This window comes from Bacillus sp. IT-79MI2, from assembly GCF_949768135.1.
GTDB lineage: Bacteria > Bacillota > Bacilli > Bacillales > Bacillaceae_G > Bacillus_A > Bacillus_A pseudomycoides.
Genome location: NZ_CATKPV010000074.1, coordinates 1 through 19,253 on the forward strand (window position 1 = coordinate 1; position 19,253 = coordinate 19,253).

Consider the following 19,253-nt stretch of genomic DNA (forward strand, 5'->3'; position numbering starts at 1 on the left):
ATCATCGTAGGCTCTTTATCCCGCTATTTGTGGGCAGTAACACTCCCACCTCATTCAGTGAGAGCAAAGAAGTTAAGCAGGAGATGAACTGCCCGTAAAAGCCCGATTGGTGAGGGCTGATTAAAGTTTCACTTTATATACGCTGTACAAACAGCTTTCCTTCTTGCAATATACACTTTTTTAATTGTAGATTAGAGAGCGAATTTAAATGTACCACATCAAATTTCACTCTTCCCTCCAGCTCTTCTATCAACTCAAAACATAACCACTGAAATTGTTTGTGCGAAGCATTCTTCGTTTCAATCGCAATGTGATGACTACATTGATCTGTTACTTCTTTCCTTACTTGAGGCCCAAAAATATATGCAACTTTTACAAATGACACCTTTAACAAATATGCCTGTATAACCCGCAATATATCTTCCCGCTGCCTCATACATTCACCTCTCACATATAATCCGTTTTCTCGTAATCTCTTCTAATCTTTCCCGGTTTACGCCATATCCAAACCCAGGCTCTTTTGGAACAATTACTTTCCCGCCTTGCAATGTTACTTCTGGTGAAATAATATCTCGCTCCCAGTGTCTACTTGAAGCTGAAATATCACCCGGAATCGTAAAGTTCGGGAGTGATGCTAACGCAATATTTTGCGCACGTGAAATCCCCATTTCAACCATACCGCCGCACCAAACAGGAATACCATGTTCCTTGCAATAATCATGAATTTGGATCGATTCTGTTAAACCACCAACTCGTCCCGGTTTAATATTTATAATGCGGCAGCTTCCAAGTGTAATCGCTACTCTTGCATCTTCTAAGCTATGAATACTCTCGTCCAAACAAATAGGTGTCTCTATTTGTTTTTGGAGCTTAGCGTGATCGAGAAAATCGTTATCCGCTAAAGGCTGTTCAATCATCATTAACTGAAATTCATCCAATCGTTTTAATCGCTCAATATCCCCTAACGTATACGCTGAATTTGCATCGACCATTAATGGAATCTTTGGAAAGACTCTTCGTATTTCCTTTATTAGCTCATAATCAAATTCCGGTTTGATTTTCACCTTAAAACGTTGATATCCTTCTTCTGCATACATTTCAATTCGTTTTAACATATTAGAAATCGTATCTAACCCAATCACAACACCGACTTCAATTTCTGGCTGTGTTCCTCCAAGTAAAGTCGCTAATGACCTGTTTTCGCGTTTCGCATACAAATCCCATACAGCGCCTTCTATTCCCGCTTTCGCCATACGGTTACGCTTTATATGCTGAAAGAGACTCGGAATTTCATTTGGATGTGTAATTTCAGCTTTCAATACATCTGGTATTAAAAAATTTTGAAGCATATGAAGTGCCGTTGTTACAGTTTCTTCTGTATACCATGGCTCTGAGAACGCAACAACTTCCCCAAACCCGATATATCCGTCCGCATCCTCAAGTTCAATGACAATACTTTCCCGCGTTTCATACGTTCCGTAGCTTGCTGCAAAAGGAATCACAAGAGGCATTTCTGTTACATAAAGCGTCGCCTTTTTAATTCTCATTTACATCTCCTCCAGCAGGTGCCTTAGTTCCCGTCTTAACAATTTTTTCGAAGCATTACGTGGTAATTCAAGTAAGAAATGCACTTCTCTCGGTACTTTATATCGCGCTAATTTTTCTTCACAAAATTTAATCAGTTCTTCTTCTGTTATATCGTCAGCCTTAACAATAAACGCAACAGGCACTTGTCCCCACTGTTCGTCTGCTTTCCCAACAACTCCTGCTTCCGCCACTTTAGGATTTGCAAGCAGTACTTCTTCAATTTGCGCTGGATAAATATTTTCTCCGCCTGAAACAATGAGATCACTACGACGATCTAATACATATAAAAATCCTTCTTCATCTAAATACCCAAGGTCTCCAGTATGAAGCCAACCGTCTATTATTGTTTCACGCGTTGCGTCTTCACGTTTAAAATAGCCATGTGTCACATTCGGTCCTTTTACAGCAATCTCTCCTTCAACATTCGGTGGCACTACTTCTCCATCCTTCTCAATTCGAAGCTGGCATGAGAAAAGCGGTTTTCCTGCTGAACCAACTTTCGTTAGCATGTAATCAGCTGAAAGTGTGCAAATTTGCGAGGATGTTTCTGTCATACCATATGTTTGGTACACAGGGATTCCTTTTGTTACACATGTTTCTAAAAGTGGCTTTGGTGCTGGTCCTCCGCCTAATAACATGCAACGTAAAGAGCTCGGATATGTTTCCTCTCCAAGTCTTTCTAATAAATCCATTAACATCTTAGAAACGACAGATATGATTGTTATCCCCCGCGTTTTTATTGCCTCATGAATGAAATCAGGATCATATTTCGGAACGAGTAAAATCCGCATACCGTACATAATATTTTTCATTAACAGAGATAATCCGCCTACATGAAACATTGGCATGCACGCTAACCAACAATCATCATCGCGAAGCCCTAAGTTAAGTGATGATCCAACGGCACTCGCCCAGTGATTACCGTATGTTAAGATAACCCCTTTCGGCTTTCCTGTTGTTCCTGACGTATAAATAATTGTCATCGATTCTTCTAAAGAAAACTCCTCTTGAACGACTGCAGTTTTCTTCGGTCCGTTCACTACCTCTTCAAATGCATATACTAGTACCTGTTCTGTTTCAAATTCTTGGTCCGTTACTAAGCAAACAACTTCAGCATCATCCATTTGCCAAAGTAGCTCTTCTCTTGAAAGACGTGTATTTAGAAGTACAGCTACTGCCCCAATATAAGATAAGGCGTGAATTACTGTAATCATCTGGGTACCATTTTTCATCAGAACAGCCACTTTTTGACCTTTTGCTATCTGTAAGTATGAAAGGTGTTCACAAACAGATCCTACTTTTTCATGCAGTTCTAAAAATGTAATCTTCTCCTCTTTTGTCTCAATCGCAGTGCGCTCTGGTGTTAAAAAAGCACGTTGCATTAACCAATTGGGCATTGTCTCCATTACACATTCTCCTTCCATTAAAGAAAGAGACTTGATGTACAATCAAGTCTCTTGTTTTTGTTCCCGCTTTTAATCTTATCCAGCTACAGCAGCTAGAATAGTCGAGGGCTTCGCTGCTTCCTGCGAGGCAAACTACGCCTCTTCGTCAGAAGCTCCATCCCTCTCCTATTCTGAACGAGCTGCTTCCGCTTTTAATTTTATCCAGCTACAGCAGCTAGAATGTTCGGTGGCTTCTCTTCTTCCTGCAAGGCAAACTACGCCTCTTCGTCAGAAGCTCCATCCCTCTCACATTCTGAACGAGCCGCTTCCGCTTTTAATCACGGAAAACGAGGGAATTGTCCGAAGTCTGGACGACGTTTTTCTTTGAACGCGTCGCGGCCTTCTTTTGCTTCGTCAGTTGTGTAGTACAATAACGTTGCGTCTCCCGCTAGTTGCTGGATACCAGCTAAACCGTCTGTATCTGCATTGAATGCAGCTTTTAAGAAACGAAGTGCCATTGGGCTGTTTGCTAAGATTTCTTCTGCCCATTGGACTGTTTCTGCTTCTAGCTCTTCTAATGGTACAACTGTGTTTACTAAGCCCATATCAAGTGCTTCTTGTGCACTGTATTGACGGCATAGGTACCAAATTTCACGAGCTTTCTTATGACCTACCATACGAGCTAAATAACCAGCTCCATATCCGCCATCAAAGCTACCTACTTTAGGACCAGTTTGTCCGAATACAGCGTTGTCTGCTGCGATTGTTAAATCACATACGATATGAAGTACGTGTCCACCGCCAATTGCATAACCTGCTACCATTGCGATAACTGGTTTAGGGATTGCGCGAATTAAACGTTGTAAGTCTAATACGTTTAAGCGTGGGATTTGGTCTTCACCTACATATCCACCATGACCGCGAACTTTTTGGTCGCCGCCAGAACAGAATGCACGTCCACCTTCACCTGTTAAAATGATAACGCCAACATTTGCATCATCACGTGCTTGTGCAAATGCATCGATTAACTCCATTACCGTTTTAGGACGGAATGCATTATGTACTTCAGGACGGTTAATCGAAATCTTTGCGATACCATTGTATGTGGAATAAATAATATCTTCATAATTGCCTTCTTTTACCCATTCAATAGCCATTATTCTTACCTCCTTTTATTGTGCTAATGGTTGTCCACTAGCCTCTATAAGTTCTACTTTCCTCAAAAGAAAAAAGTGTCACTGTATGGTTTTGAGAAATCCCTCTACTATTGTACCAAACTTTTGCGGTTGTTCCACATGAATTGCATGACCAGCCCCATCAATTTTGACAAATTTCGCGTGAGGGATGCGTTTTTGTATATTTTGTAAGATGTGAAAGAACTTCTGATCGCTCTCTCCATTCATTAACAAGACAGGCATTTTGAGCTCTTCAAGCTGACTCCACCAAGAAGGCTGAGCTCCTGTTCCCATGCCCCGAAGGCTATTTGCGAGTCCTTTCGGGTTATTAGCAAGTCGCTCTTTCCTTACTTGTTCTTGCACACCTTGTGATAACTTTTTTTGCGTTGCAAACAGCGGGATATTTTCCCATCTATTTACGAAAGCTTCTATTCTCTCTAATTCAATTCGATCTGCAAGCTGTTCATCGCGCGCTCGGCGCTCTTTCCGGTCCGATTCCATCTCAAGTCCAGCTGTGCAGTTCTCTAATAAAAGAGATTTCACGCGGTTTGGATATAAGCATGCCATCGTAATCGCCAGTCTTCCGCCCATTGAATAGCCGAGTATATGTGCTTTTTCAATATTCAAATGATCGAGTAGTGTCGTCATTTGAAGTGCTACATTTTGAATATCATAATGCGTAAGTTCCTCAGGACTTTCCGTTTTTCCATGTCCCACAAGATCAACTGTGATGACTTGGAACTGTTTACTCCATGCAGGAATAAACGAATGCCACGTTTCCATGCTCCCCGTAAAACCATGAAGAAGTAGAAGTGGCTCTCCACTACCGACCACTTCATATTCATACGTTATACCTTGCAGCACTACTTTCATTCCGATTCACCTTGCAAAATTTCCGTAGCAATCTTCGATGTACTTGCCCATAAATCACGGTGCAATTGTAAATTCTCTTCTCGGTTTGTACAAATTTCCACAACGTGTAACTCTTTTTCCATTGTCCCTTTTTTTACTTCATGACGAAATGCATCCCAGTCATTTACACGCGAGAATGAACCACCGTACATTTTAACAACATGTTCATAATCAAGCCCAAGCGGCGTTCCGAATAATGATTCAAAATGTTCTTTTGACTTGTATTGTGGTAGGAATGAGAAGATGCCACCACCATCATTATTAACAACGACAATTGTTACGTTTAAATCATGTAATTTTGCTGCTAAGAGTCCATTTAGGTCATGATAAAATGATAAATCACCAATGACTAATACGAGCGGTTCACAAACAGTGCTCGCTCCTAAGGATGTTGAAATAATCCCATCAATCCCATTCACACCACGGTTTGCCATGACATGAATTTTTTTATCTATGTTAAAGAAAAATGTATCTGTGTCACGAATTGGCATGCTATTGCTGACAAATAACGTCGCTTCCTCTTGTAACACATGCACAATGTCTGTAATCACTTTTCCTTCAAACGCTGTTTCATATGTTTCGATTTCACGAAGCTTTTTCTTCGTCGCATCGTTTATATGTTTCCACATCTCGCACCAATCATTCTGTTCTCGCTTTTGCATATTATCTATCATTGCTTTACAAAACGAGACGTCGCTTGCACATACCACTTCCGTTGCTACAAGAGCTGGATCTCTCCATTTTCCTGATTCATCTACAACAATATGGACAGCAGCCGTTTGTTTCTTTATATATTGCGTTAATGCCTTAGATACTGGCATACCACCGAAACGAATAATGACATCTGGCTTCCATGTATCCTTCAACCATTCATTTCGTAAAAATGTATCATAGCAATCGATTACCAATGATTTATCATGATTACCGCTCCGAAGACCTGAAAGCGGATCTGCCAAAATTGGATATCCAGTTTTCTCAGCAAACTGCGTGATAACTTCAGCAATCTCTGGATGACTATCGTCTCCACAAATAATAAGCCCCTTTTCCATACTCGAAAGGCGCTCTGTAAGAGAACTTACATATTCACTCGTCATCGCCATATTCCCTTGATGAACTGCCCCTGTATATTCACCTCGTCCTTTTTCCCATAATTCCTCTAAAGAAAAGTCAGGGATCAACGGCTCCCGAAGTGGAAAATTAATATGGACAGGTCCCCTTGGTGCAAGAGATGCAATTGCAACAGCACGTCCGGCTGTCATACGAGCATAATGATACATCGGCTCTCTAGCTTCTGGCAGTGCCATCTCCATAAACTGTTTCACAAAGGAGCCATATAGGTTCAGCTGATTCATTGCCTGCGGGGCACCAACATCTCTTAGTTCATGTGGTCTATCTGCTGTTAAGACAAGCAATGGCACACGCGAATGAAAGGCTTCACAAATTGCTGGATAATAGTTCGCTGCCGCTGTTCCTGATGTACATAAAATCGCTACAGGACGCTTCTTCGCCTTCGCAATACCGAGCGCGAAAAAAGCAGCTGATCGTTCATCTACATGCAAATATGTTTTTATCTGTTCATGTTGCTCCATTAGCAAGGCTAGCGGCGTTGACCGCGAACCTGGACTAATGACAACATCATATACATTTAGACGCGCCAGTTCGTCCACAAACGCGCCTAAATAATATGATAATGCTTCTATATGATTATTCATTTCATTAATTCCTCCAAAGCACCAAGCATCGGTCTAAACTTCAAACTTGTTTCTTCATATTCAAGCTGTGGTACTGAATCAATCACAATACCGCAGCCGGCAAATAAGGATGCCTTGTCACCATTTAATAGCCCGCAGCGCAGGGCTACCGCAAATTCGCCGTTCCCTTTGTCATCTATCCAGCCGATTGGTGCTCCGTACAATCCACGGTCTAATAACTCTACATCACGGATGAGCTTCATCGCCGCGTGGCGTGGCGTACCACCAAGTGCTGGCGTTGGATGCAGTTCTTCCACCATTGAAAGAAGTGATGCTTCACCTTTCGCTTCAACCGGTGTATATAAATGTAGTAAATTTTTTGTTGTTAATAAACCTGGACGCTGCGGAATAGTAACGGATTCACAATGCTCTGTTAATACGCCACGAATCATATTTACTACATAACCATGCTCTGCTAAATTCTTTTCATCATGAAGAAGTGCATTACCATTTTGCTTACTTTCTTCTATAGAATTACCATGACCAATCGAACCAGCAAGGCACATCGATGTAAATTTCCCGCCTTCTTTTCGAATTAATCTCTCAGGCGTTGCTCCTAAAAAGCATGCTCCTTTATAATCGAAGGAAAACACGTAACAATCCGGTTGCCCAATACGGAGCGCTTCTAAAACACGAGCAGAATCAATATTCTGATCCATCGTTAGTTTTAATTCTCTTGCCAATACAACCTTTTGTACAATTCCTTTTTTCATTTCATCCTGCACTTTTACAATTGCATCCATCCAGCTCTTCGGATCAACTTCTACTTTAGAAGTTACTGTTAATTTCGCTTCTGTAAGCGGGCATTTGCATTCTTCTAAAATTCTTTTTTCCAAAGAAACAATTTCTTCACACACTTCCTGTGCAGAGTCTTCAGCTGAAATAAATGTATTCATTGTTAACCATGCTTTTTCATTTTTTACCGTTAAAAGAAAAGCCGGTAACGATAATGTTGTATCTTTAAATTCTTCCCAAAGATCCGTTTGTTCTTTTTCTGGATCAAATGAAAAGCTACCAAATAAAAGTGGACCCGTTCCAAATTCATACTCTTCTCTGTGAACAATTGCTTTCTCTTGCACTTCACTCCACTTTTCGCGGGCATTTTGAAAGCGTTTGTCAGAAGAATTTGCTATAGTGAAAACAGAGCCAATTCCAGCAAATATGACATGCTGAGATGGGTCTGCAAAATAACATCTATTTTCGTATGCAATCCTTTTTCCTGCTGCATAAAAAAGAAGCGGATCCATCCAATCTATTTGTTTTACAAAACTGACCAATGTTTTTTCATTCGTCGCATGTTTAATAGCTGCCAAAATCACTTCTTGTAAATCTTTTTGTTTCGTCTGAATCACAAAGTCTCCCCCCTATGGGCGAAAAATAGTCATAAATACGCTTGATTTTAAGATACACCTCAAACGAAAGCCCTGTCAACGTTTAGCATTTCTGAGAAATTCCCCTTCTCTTCCTAGAAAATAAACGTTGACACTAAATGCTGCTTTTCCTACACTTAATTGTGTATATTATGTGACAAGGAGGATTCAACATGGAAATGAAAGTCGAAACGAATTCCTCTCCTATGTCGCCAAAGCCAAGTAAACAAACAGGCTGGCGCATTTGGTGGAGTTTATTACGTCCTCATACATTAACAGCCGCTTTTGTTCCTGTTTTTATTGGAACAGCTTATGCAATGCAAGTAGGGGGTATCAATCAAATACATCTCCCTCTTTTCTTTATCATGCTTCTTGCTTGTCTTCTCATTCAAGCAGCAACAAACATGTTTAATGAATACTTTGATTATAAAAGAGGATTAGATCACGAAGGTTCAGTTGGTATCGGTGGTGCCATTGTCCGCGACGGTATTCAACCAAAAACAGTCCTTAATTTAGCATTTGGATTTTTCGGTATCGCAATGCTATTAGGCGTTTATATTTGTATGAACTCTAGCTGGTGGCTTGCTGCAATCGGTCTTGTTTGTATGGCTGTTGCTTACCTTTATACAGGCGGCCCACTTCCGATTGCCTATACGCCTTTTGGAGAATTAACAGCAGGATTATTTATGGGTGTTATTATTATTGGTATTTCATTTTTCATTCAGACAGGAACTGTAACATCAGAAATTATTTTAGTATCTATTCCAAATGCGATTTTAATTGGAGCGATTTTACTTTCCAACAACATTCGTGATTTAGATGGAGATAAAGAAAATGGCCGTAATACATTAGCGATTATTGTTGGACGTGAGAACGCAATTGGTGTCCTTGCTTCCATGTTTATTGTTTCCTACATTTGGACAATTGCCCTGATCATTGTCGGAATCGTGTCCCCATGGATGCTGATTGTTTTCCTAAGTGCCCCGAAAGCATTTAAAGCGACAAAAGGATTTATCGGCAAAAGGATTCCAATGGAAATGGCACCTGCGATGATCGCGACGGCAAAAACAAATACAATCTTTGGTTTCTTAATGGGAATCGGACTATTACTTGGTTATTTCCTATAAAAGAGGAGCTGCTAGAGCAGCTCCTTTTTCCATTTTCAAAATATATCGGCGATTTTTTAAATATATCGACCGTTTCTCCTCATATATCGGCACTTCGACACAACATATCGATCGCTCGACATTTTACAGCACGATCGACTCACTCAAATACCGGGATATTTCCCGCAATCAAGCTCATACTACATAAAGAAACCGAATTGTAGGAAGGTGGATACTATGTTAACTCCACAACAAATCAATCATTTTAAATCCATTTTAGAAAAGCAACTGCACGAAATTGAACAAACGCTGCAAAGTCATGAAGGCGAAGACCGCGCCTCTGAACGGGAATCTGTTGGAGAATTATCCGCTTATGACAATCATCCCGGCGATATGGCTACCGAATTATATGAACGCGAGAAAGACTTCGGGCTTATTGAATTTTGGCATAAGCAACTGCAAGATACGAAGCATGCCTTGCAAAAAATCGAAGCTGGCACATATGGGGTTTGCGAAGTTTCTGGTGAAGAAATTCCACTAGAAAGATTAGAAGCGATGCCAACTGCTACGACCTGTATAGAACATACAACGAATAAATTAAACTTAAGCGCACGTCCCGTTGAAGAAGAATTAGTAGAGCCACCGTTTGGCAAATACGATATGGACAGTGCCGTAGGATACGATGCAGAGGATGCTTGGCAAGATGTTGCTTTATACGGAACATCAGAAACACCATCTGATTTAGAACGCCGCGACTCGAAAAACTTTGATGAGATGTATGTAGATGCTGAAGAACCACGCGGTTACGTAGAAGACTTTGAAAACTTCATCGGAACAGATATGTATGGAAAGAACCCACAGGTGTATGCAACAGAAGAGCATGAAGAATATGAACAGATGCTGGATGATTTTGAAGAAAAAACTTATAAAGGTGAGTTATCTCCGAATGAGTCTAGTTCAAAAGAATAAAAAAGCATTCCGAAATTCGGAATGCTTTTTTCTCGCTAGCTAATTAGTTTTTTGTAACGTTAGCAGCTTGTGGTCCACGGTTACCTTCAACGATTTCGAAAGAAACTTCTTGACCTTCTTCTAAAGTTTTGAAGCCGTCGCCTTGGATAGCTGAGAAATGTACGAATACATCGTCTCCACCTTCAACTTCGATGAAACCAAAACCTTTTTCGCCGTTAAACCATTTAACTTTACCTGTTTGCATGTCATGTACCTCCTAAATAAAAATGAAACTATGAATCCACATGAAAAGGTGGATATAAAGGACATGAATGTATCTCAGACCTGATGCCTTGAATTAAACACGCTTTATTTCCGTACCACATTATGTAGCTCAATAGTGATTTCACTATATCACGCTCTATCAAAAAGGTCAAATGAGAACACTTTCATTTCAGCATTTTTCTCATATTTTTTTAAAAGGTTCACAAAATATGTAAACTATATATAAAGTGAAACTTTAATCAGTGGGGGTTTTCTTCATCCCCCACTGATTATGAGTTGAACGAATCGGGCTTTTACGGACAGTTCATCTCCCGCCTAACTTCTTTGCTTTCGCTGAATTTTGAGGTGGGAGTGTTACTGTCCGTTAATGCGGGATAAATTAAAAAACTGATATAAAACCTTTCTTTTTAGAGGGGCAAGCGCGAGCAGGTCACCTGTTGTTTTTCGTAGCAGTGACTTATATGTTGAACAATCAAAACAGATTTTTCTTTAAAAATTAACAAAACGATAGTTTTCTAATCTCATTAATTTCTGTACAATATTAGTATCCACTACATATGAGGTGAAAATAATGAAGGCACATGAAATTGAGTATAAATTATATGGCGATGATATGCAGTTTGTTGAAATTGAATTAGATCCAGAAGAAAGCGTAATTGCAGAAGCTGGAGCAATGATGATGATGGAAGACCATATTGAAATGGAAACAATCTTCGGTGACGGTGACGGAAAGTCTAGCGGCCTATTTGGTAAATTAATGGGTGCCGGAAAACGACTCGTTACAGGTGAGAGTATGTTTATGACCGTATTTACAAATACAGGTCATGGCAAACGTCACGTATCATTTGCTGCACCTTACCCTGGAAAAATCGTTCCAGTTGATTTAACAGAATATCAAGGCAAAGTAGTTTGTCAAAAAGATGCATTCCTTTGCGCCGCAAAAGGTGTTTCTATCGGAATTGAATTCACGAAAAAAATTGGTAGCGGCTTCTTCGGCGGTGAAGGCTTCATTATGCAGAAGCTTGAAGGTGATGGCCTTGCTTTCATGCACGCAGGTGGCACAGTATACAAACGTGAGCTTAAGCCCGGTGAAAGACTCCGCATTGATACAGGGTGTCTTGTTGCAATGACAAGAGATGTTGACTACGACATTCAATTCGTAGGCAACGTAAAAACTGCGTTATTTGGCGGAGAAGGTTTATTCTTCGCTACATTAGAAGGACCAGGAACAGTTTGGCTTCAATCCTTAACATTAAGCCGTTTAGCAGCGCGTCTTACAAGTCCTGCAGCTCAAAGCAGCGGGGAAGGTAGCGTTTTAGGTGGACTTGGTCGCCTCCTTGATGGAAAAGAGTAAAATCTAAATCGCTACGTCATAAGACGTAGCGATTTTTTCACTTATCCTTTTCTCCTGTAGGACTGTACATACCATTTTGAATCATATAATACTCCATCGCCCCATTTAACCACTCCTCTTCTTCCTTTGTATATGGTGATGGAATCATATTCCCATACTGATCTTCCATATTTTCTAATCCACTTAAAGAATTTACCGCTTCTTCTCCAACATATGTAAGAGTTGCCTTCATATGTTGATCGACAAGCTTTTGTACTTCTGGATCATGGACTGGTTTTCCAAATAATCTCTTTACCTCCTTCGACAACTGAATAAATTCTTTATCCAATGCCACCATCTCTTCTTCAGATTTATCGTATAATCGATCAACGACTTCCTTATCCATATATTCCTCAAGCCATAGGCGTTGTTCACTTTCTTTTTGTATATTACAAATTAAACTCATTAAAATGTCACTATCTACTTGCCCTTCATCTTCTAATAAAGTAATTGTTCGATTAATTGCTTTCAAAGAAATTTCGATATGCTCCTTTTTCTCTTCAAAAGCTTGTTTCTGACTTTGTAATGTTTCTTTTAAACTTACATTAAGGCTAGACATATTTATCATTGCAGATATTTCGTCTAGACTATATCCTAAAAATTTTAGACTTACTATTTTTTGCAACGTTAAGATGTCTTGCTTTTTATATATTCGACGTCCGGAACTAGGATGTTTTTCGGGTTTAAGTAATCCAATTTCATCGTAATAATGTAGCGTCCGTATTGATATGCCTGTTCTTTTCGAAAACTCTCCAATTAAATAGTTTTCACTTTTACTCATCTTAAATCCCCCCTACATTCTTTTTACCGATGTGGTTACTCAAATCATACTACCTCACGTAACTGGAGGTTCAAGTATTAATTTGTAAAAAACATTCATTTTTCATTGCACTTTGTTTTCAAGCCACTCAAAGAATGATTCCCCATTCCCACTCATATATTGAACTATTACTTCTTCTTTAGGAGGGCTTCTCTGATGCGTGCTCCTTTATCCTTTGATAAAGATACTGCCATATTGCTAGCTTCTTGTTGCGAGTTAACATATGATCAATATAAACAAAATGGGATTTTTCAAATACCTGAAGGATTTCAATATGTACAAGGTTTTCAGGCTAAGGTTATGCAAACAACAGAGTGGTTTGGATTCATATTAGAATCTGAAGATACAGTCATCGTAGCGTTTCGAGGGACCCAATCCGATCCAGAGTGGGTCATTGATTCACTTGTGAACCAAAAACTTTATCCATACGCCTTAAATAGCGGAAACGTCCATAACGGCTTTCTCTCTGTTTATGAATCATGCCGTGATACGATTATGGATATGCTCGTATCTTTACCATCAGATAAAAAACTACTCGCCACAGGGCATAGCCTAGGCGGAGCACTTGCCACACTACACATATTAGATGCACGCGTTAATACTGCGTTTGCACAATACGGTCTCTATAACTTCGCCTCTCCAAAGGTTGGAGATATCACCTTTCGAAACTACTACAAAATGCAAGTAGCAAGCAGCTTTCGCTTCGTTAATTTATTCGATGTGGTCCCGCTTCTTCCACCGCGCAAAGTGCATTTTCATGACCAAGACTGGGAGTATACACATGTTCATCACAACTTGACATTTACGAAAAATACAAAATCCATCACCAACAACCACGCCATGTCAACATACAAAACATGTCTGACTTCTCATTTTTGATACAGAAACATTTGGAAAAAATATACTATTATATTATAATAATCTATGTAATTACTTTTGGATGAGAGGACCTTACATGCTAAAATATTTCTTTGCAATTTTTCTCGTTATAATTTTTACGGTCACAGGTTTCTGTACATTCTCATACTTTGCTACAGAGGAATACGGTGGGACTGGTGTTTTGTATTCAGTAAATCCTTATATCTCAGTAGCAAACTAAGTAAAAATAGCTTGGAAAATTCCCAAGCTATTTTTACTTTACGAATTCCATTCAAATAAATAAAAGCCCCTCAAAATCTTCACAAGGGACTCTGTCTTATTCCTATATATCCATTTTGATTTTCCAACATATAAAGCGACCAGATCCTCTCTCCCACCTAAAAAGAAAGATTTTTAATTTATATCTTCAACTCACAAAAGCTTAACCCTATCACCAATACCCCAAATCTCATTACTATACTGCAGAATCGTTCGATCACTAGCAAAGTATCCTGATTGTGCAATATTAATGATAGACATTTCTAGCCACTTTCTTCGGTTTTCATATGCTCTTCCTACATCTTCTTGACGCTCTGCATATGGACTAAAATCACGAAGGACAAAGTACTCGTCATTTTGAATAACAAGAGAATCATAAATTGCTTCAAATTCGGCTGCAACATTTGTGAAAAAGTCATTTATTAACTGATCGACTACTTTTTTTATGTGCATATTATGGTGATAGTAATCATTTGCACGATATCCACCATTTTGATAATAATGAAGCACCTCTTCCGCTGTTAGACCAAAGATAAAACAGGCTTCATCTCCTACTTTTTCTCTTATTTCAATATTGGCCCCATCCAGCGTTCCGAGCGTAATTGCACCATTCATCATAAACTTCATATTCCCTGTTCCTGATGCCTCTTTACTTGCTGTAGAGATTTGCTCACTTACATCTGCTGCTGGGAAAATATCTTCAGCTAAAGAAACCCGATAGTTTTCTAGAAAGATAACTTTCATATATTGACTCACATATGGATCTTGATTTACCTTTCTAGCAAGTTCATTTATTAATTTAATAATTTTTTTCGCATAATAATAGCCTGGCGATGCTTTCGCTCCAAAAATAAATGTACGCGGATAAAACGAAAAGCTTGAATCTTCTTTTAAACGATTGTACAAATACAAAATATGTAACACATTTAATAGTTGCCTTTTATAAGCGTGCAATCGTTTTACTTGTACATCAAAAATGGAACTCGGGTCAACGATAATCCCCATCTTGTTTTGAATTTGCTCTGCTAAAATATATTTACGCTCTTGCTTTACATCATGCAACTTGTCTTGAAAAGCAGTGTCATGTTGAAAGCTTTGCATTAATTGCAACTGAATCGGTTGCTTCTTCCATTCCGTTCCAATTGCTTCTGAAATGAGATTTGCAAGCTGCGGGTTCGCCTTCATAAGCCAGCGCCGATGCGCGATTCCATTTGTCTTATTGTTAAATTTCTCCGGATAAAAATCATAAAACAATCGCATTTCACGTTGCTTTAAAATTTCCGTATGAATTTTTGCCACGCCATTTACACTATGGCTTCCGACAATTGCTAAATGTGCCATTTTGACAAGATCATGCGCGATAATTGCCATATCTTCAATCCGCTTCCACTCATACGGATATCGCTCCCACAGTTCATGACAAAAGCGTTCATTGATTTCTTCAATAATCATATAAATCCGTGGTAATAACGGTTTAAAAATATGGATTGGCCACTTCTCAAGTGCTTCTGATAATGTCGTATGATTCGTATAAGAAATTGTCTGAGTCGTAATATCCCACGCTTCTTCCCAAGCAAGCTTTTCTTCATCTAGTAAAATACGCATGAGTTCTGGAATTGCTAAAACGGGATGCGTATCGTTAATGTGAATCGCGATTTTCTCATGTAAATTACGAAGCGTTCCATTTCGCTCTCTATGCATGCGAACAATGTTTTGTAAGCTTGCTGATACAAGGAAATACTGCTGCTTTAAACGTAGTATTTTCCCTTCATCATGCGTATCATCCGGGTATAAAAATTCTGATACCACTTCTGTTTCACGTTTATATTTCAAAATATCTTTACAATTTTGTGGAAAAGGAACCGGCTCTGCATTCCAAAGGCGAAGTGTATTCACAGTATCCGTTTCATATCCAACAACCGGAACGTCATATGGAACTGCCATAATCACTTCTGCATTCGTATGACGAAATTCGAGGCGACCATTCATTTCTATCGGTTCTACATTTCCAAAGTAGCTCACTTCTACCGCTTGATCGTGTCGTCTTACTTCCCAAACATTTTCATGAAGGAGCCACTGTTCTGGTAATTCTACTTGATATCCATCCACAATTTTTTGATCAAACAAGCCATGCTTATAACGAATACCACATCCGTGCCCTGGAAGATTTAAAGATGCAAGTGAATCGAGAAAACAGGCTGCAAGGCGGCCAAGTCCTCCATTGCCAAGCCCTGCATCCGCTTCACCTTCTTCCAATTCCTTTAATGAAATTCCAAGCTCTGAAAGGCCTTGTTCACATACATCACGGATACCTAGATTTAGTAAGTTACTACCGAGCAAACGACCAAGTAAAAACTCAATAGACAAGTAATACATTTGCTTTTGATTCCCTGTCCGGTACCTTTCATTTGTTGCAATCCAATGCTGATTCATATACTCACGTACCATACGACCAAGTGTATTATACTGGTCACGACTGGTAGAATCTTTGAAACTTTTTCCACACATCGTTTCTAGTTTTTCTAAAAAGGCTACTTTAAAGCTTTCAACATGAGTAAACATTTTTTCACCACCTAAGAGTGTTTCAGCAAACTTTTATATAGTTCCTTATATTCAAGAGCTGACTTTTTCCAGCTATAATCCTCTGTCATCGCTTGTTTTACAAGCTGATTCCATACTGGTTGATTATGATAATACTTCAGTGCACGACGAACCGTATGTAACATGTCATGAGCGTTAAAATTTCTAAAGCTGAAGCCATTTCCATTCTCTGTTTTCTCATTATAAGACTGAACTGTATCGTTCAATCCTCCCGTCTCTCTTACAATTGGGATCACACCATATGCCAGTGCAATGAGCTGTCCGAGTCCGCATGGTTCAAATAATGATGGCATTAAAAATAAATCGCTCCCTGCATATACTTGATGCGCTAGCTCTTCATTAAACCCGATATACACTTTCACTTTTTCTGGATACTCATATGCCATCCATTCGAAAAACTGCTCATATTCAGAATCCCCTGATCCTAAAATGATACATTGTACATCGTCTTCCATCATTTCATGAAAGACAGTACGTACTAAATCAAGGCCTTTTTGCTTTGTTAATCGCGTTACCATCGAAATAATTGGCGTATCTTCTTTTTCCGACAAACCAAAATAGCGCTGTAATGCACGTTTGTTTTCTTGTTTTTCATACAATGATTCTGCATCATACTGCGTGGTAATAAATGAGTCCGTTTTCGGATTATATACGCTCGTATCAATACCATTTATAATCCCGCTCAACTTATCATTATATTTCCGTAACAAACCATCTAATTTTTCACCAAAAAATTCATATTGGATCTCTTCTTTATACGTCGGGCTAACCGCTGTAATGCGATCTGAAGCGATGATGCCGCCTTTCATAAAGTTAACGTTCCCATAAAATTCAAGCTGTTCACTATCAAAATATTCATCACCAAGTTCCAGTAAATCATGCATAACTTCACGAGGAAACACACCCTGGAACTGCAAATTATGAATCGTATAAACAGTTTTAATATGCTCATACAATGGATGATCCCCATACTTTTCACGCAGTAAAAAATTCGCCATCGCTGTATGCCAATCGTGACTGTGAAGGATGTCCACTTCAAAATCTAGGTGCGGCATACACTCTAACACCGCCTTAGAAAAGAAAGAAAAACGTTCTCCATCATCATAATGTCCATAAAGAGAATCCCTTTTAAAATAATATTCATTGTCGATTAAATAATACGTAATCCCGCCTTGCTCCCCTTTTAAAATCCCGCAATATTGATTTCGCCAGCCGAGCTGCACATTGATTACCTTATGAAGCGTACATGCTTCTCGCAAGTGCTTGGGAATAAGGCTGTAGTTTGGTAGGATAATACGGACGTTTACTCCTAATTTTTTCAATTCTTTTGGAAGTGCACCCGCCACATCTGCTAAGCCACCTGATTTAATAAACGGTACGCATTCTGATACTGCAAATAAAATATTCACGTGTTGTTCCACTGTCTGAAAAGCGTGTACACCATGATCCGCCCTTCTTACAGCTTCCTCCCTTCGGATTTTAAATTCATATCATGATGAGCCAGTGAATCCCTATTGGATAGAATTTCACTGGCTATATATATCCATTTTGATTTTTCGACATATAAGTCGCTGCTACGAAGAACAAAAGATGATTGCTACTTGTTTTCTCTCTTTGTTTTCACTTGGCCTAGGGCAGGAAAAGGATCTGACCGCCTCTATGCATGGGCGGATGCTCTCTTCCACCTTAAAAAGAATGTTTTTATCAGTTTTCCAATTTGTACTTAACTTACATAGAGCTTTTAAGAATAACTAGTAATATTTTGACTTTGAACACTGCTCTTTTCCAGAACGTATGGATTATCAGGCGTTCCTGTTAAAACCACACCATCCTCAATTTTAACATCCTTATCAATAATAACGCCGTCTAATATACAGTTATCTCCAATTTGGCTCTTTTGCATAATAATGCTATTTCGAATAACCGAACCTTTCCCAACCTTAACAGAACGAAATACAACACTATTCTCAACTTTTCCTGCAATAACACTGCCGTTTGCAATCATTGTGTTTTGCACCTGCGCTCCTTTTATATAACGTGTTGGTGGTTCATCCTTTACTTTTGTAAAAATCGGAGCCTCTTTCGTAAACAACTGCTTCCAAATAGAAGGCTGCAAAATTTCTAAACTATGTTTATAATAATTTTCAATCGAATCGATTACTGCTACATACCCTGTATGCTCATATGTAGTAATGTACAGCGACTCTCCTCGTTTCTCTTTGACTACATCAAACAAACTATAGTGTTCCATGTCTTTATATATTTCAAATAAATCTAATAATAACTGTTTCTTAAGCACATAAGTTTGTAGCGATACGCCTTCATGGCATACTTCTGTAACATCTGCGCCCGTATGTATATGTCTTTCTAATACCTTTTGGAAATTTAATGCTGTAACAAGATGACTATTTGTAATAACAACATACTCTTGTCTGCTGCGCAGAAAATAGTCCATATGTCTTCTAAAATGAGCGAAGGAACCAAACTCATCTTGATCACATTGGCAATTCGGAGGAAATAAAAATAAGCCGTCGCGTTTTCTATCTAAATCCCATTGTTTTCCTGATCCGAGATGATCCATCAAGGAACGATTTTTATGACTCGTAAAAATCGCTACACTATGAATATGGGAATTAACCATATTCGAAAGCATAAAATCAATGAGACGATAACGTCCTCCAAATGGTAGTGCTGCCAGCGAACGGTGCCCTGTTACTTTCTTTAAGGACGGAAAACTCCCTGTTGCATTAATAATTCCTAACATTGATTCTCCCATTCATCTT

At 39.1% G+C, this 19,253-nt stretch carries 16 protein-coding genes; 4 read left to right on the forward strand and 12 right to left on the reverse strand.

Translation table 11 applies throughout. The annotated features are described in order from the left end of the window. Positions 1 to 133: 133 nt before the first annotated feature. The 7 genes from ACM6HU_RS19980 to ACM6HU_RS20010 all read right to left on the reverse strand — a co-directional run bounded on the left by ACM6HU_RS19980 (position 134) and on the right by ACM6HU_RS20010 (position 8,162). The gene (locus ACM6HU_RS19980) at positions 134 to 436 is read right to left on the reverse strand and encodes a hypothetical protein (RefSeq protein WP_016116824.1); all 303 of its coding nucleotides are present in this window, start codon (positions 434 to 436) and stop codon (positions 134 to 136) included. A 4-nt stretch (positions 437 to 440) separates the two neighbouring features. Beyond that, on the reverse strand, positions 441 to 1,547 hold the full coding sequence (gene menC, locus ACM6HU_RS19985) for an o-succinylbenzoate synthase (protein WP_077295616.1): 1,107 nt from the start codon (positions 1,545 to 1,547) through the stop codon (positions 441 to 443). Further along, positions 1,548 to 2,993 (reverse strand): o-succinylbenzoate--CoA ligase, encoded by a 1,446-nt coding sequence (locus tag ACM6HU_RS19990; protein ID WP_077295618.1) that lies wholly within the window; start codon positions 2,991 to 2,993, stop codon positions 1,548 to 1,550. Positions 2,994 to 3,310: 317 nt separating this feature from the next. Then, the gene (gene menB / locus ACM6HU_RS19995; protein ID WP_003201443.1) at positions 3,311 to 4,129 is read right to left on the reverse strand and encodes a 1,4-dihydroxy-2-naphthoyl-CoA synthase; all 819 of its coding nucleotides are present in this window, start codon (positions 4,127 to 4,129) and stop codon (positions 3,311 to 3,313) included. A gap of 78 nt (positions 4,130 to 4,207) precedes the next feature. Beyond that, positions 4,208 to 5,020: a 2-succinyl-6-hydroxy-2,4-cyclohexadiene-1-carboxylate synthase gene (gene menH / locus ACM6HU_RS20000; protein ID WP_016116827.1), complete on the reverse strand. Its 813-nt coding sequence runs from the start codon at positions 5,018 to 5,020 to the stop codon at positions 4,208 to 4,210. Further along, complete coding sequence (gene menD, locus ACM6HU_RS20005; RefSeq protein ID WP_016116828.1) at positions 5,017 to 6,771, reverse strand: 2-succinyl-5-enolpyruvyl-6-hydroxy-3-cyclohexene-1-carboxylic-acid synthase; 1,755 nt, start codon at positions 6,769 to 6,771, stop codon at positions 5,017 to 5,019. The genes menH and menD overlap by 4 nt, the downstream gene beginning before the upstream one ends. Further along, positions 6,768 to 8,162, reverse strand: a complete 1,395-nt coding sequence (locus ACM6HU_RS20010) for an isochorismate synthase MenF (RefSeq protein ID WP_016116829.1) — start codon at positions 8,160 to 8,162, stop codon at positions 6,768 to 6,770. Before ACM6HU_RS20010 ends, menD begins: the two co-directional genes overlap by 4 nt. A 191-nt stretch (positions 8,163 to 8,353) precedes the next feature. Between ACM6HU_RS20010 and ACM6HU_RS20015 the strand changes: the two genes are divergently transcribed. Next, complete coding sequence (locus ACM6HU_RS20015; RefSeq protein WP_016116830.1) at positions 8,354 to 9,307, forward strand: 1,4-dihydroxy-2-naphthoate polyprenyltransferase; 954 nt, start codon at positions 8,354 to 8,356, stop codon at positions 9,305 to 9,307. A gap of 216 nt (positions 9,308 to 9,523) precedes the next feature. Beyond that, positions 9,524 to 10,255: a yteA family sporulation protein gene (locus ACM6HU_RS20020; protein WP_016116831.1), complete on the forward strand. Its 732-nt coding sequence runs from the start codon at positions 9,524 to 9,526 to the stop codon at positions 10,253 to 10,255. Positions 10,256 to 10,298: 43 nt separating this feature from the next. On the opposite strand, the gene cspD is transcribed toward ACM6HU_RS20020, so the two are convergent. Then, entirely contained in the window at positions 10,299 to 10,499 is a 201-nt protein-coding gene (gene cspD, locus ACM6HU_RS20025) for a cold-shock protein CspD (RefSeq protein WP_001193049.1), read from the reverse strand. 591 nt (positions 10,500 to 11,090) lie between these two features. Between cspD and ACM6HU_RS20030 the strand changes: the two genes are divergently transcribed. Then, positions 11,091 to 11,873 carry a TIGR00266 family protein gene (locus ACM6HU_RS20030; RefSeq protein ID WP_077295620.1) on the forward strand — a complete coding sequence of 261 codons (783 nt, stop codon included), beginning with the start codon at positions 11,091 to 11,093 and terminating at the stop codon, positions 11,871 to 11,873. Between the two features lie 37 nt (positions 11,874 to 11,910). On the opposite strand, the gene ACM6HU_RS20035 is transcribed toward ACM6HU_RS20030, so the two are convergent. Next, positions 11,911 to 12,693 (reverse strand): MerR family transcriptional regulator, encoded by a 783-nt coding sequence (locus tag ACM6HU_RS20035; protein WP_016116833.1) that lies wholly within the window; start codon positions 12,691 to 12,693, stop codon positions 11,911 to 11,913. Positions 12,694 to 12,888: 195 nt separating this feature from the next. Between ACM6HU_RS20035 and ACM6HU_RS20040 the strand changes: the two genes are divergently transcribed. Then, on the forward strand, positions 12,889 to 13,611 hold the full coding sequence (locus ACM6HU_RS20040) for a lipase family protein (protein WP_016116834.1): 723 nt from the start codon (positions 12,889 to 12,891) through the stop codon (positions 13,609 to 13,611). A 411-nt stretch (positions 13,612 to 14,022) separates the two neighbouring features. On the opposite strand, the gene ACM6HU_RS20045 is transcribed toward ACM6HU_RS20040, so the two are convergent. The 3 genes from ACM6HU_RS20045 to ACM6HU_RS20055 form a co-directional block, all read right to left on the reverse strand. Further along, on the reverse strand, positions 14,023 to 16,431 hold the full coding sequence (locus ACM6HU_RS20045) for a glycogen/starch/alpha-glucan phosphorylase (RefSeq protein WP_077295622.1): 2,409 nt from the start codon (positions 16,429 to 16,431) through the stop codon (positions 14,023 to 14,025). An 11-nt stretch (positions 16,432 to 16,442) separates the two neighbouring features. Beyond that, entirely contained in the window at positions 16,443 to 17,879 is a 1,437-nt protein-coding gene (gene glgA / locus ACM6HU_RS20050; protein ID WP_016116837.1) for a glycogen synthase GlgA, read from the reverse strand. 332 nt (positions 17,880 to 18,211) lie between these two features. Beyond that, positions 18,212 to 19,246: a sugar phosphate nucleotidyltransferase gene (locus ACM6HU_RS20055; RefSeq protein ID WP_016116838.1), complete on the reverse strand. Its 1,035-nt coding sequence runs from the start codon at positions 19,244 to 19,246 to the stop codon at positions 18,212 to 18,214. Positions 19,247 to 19,253: the final 7 nt, after the last annotated feature.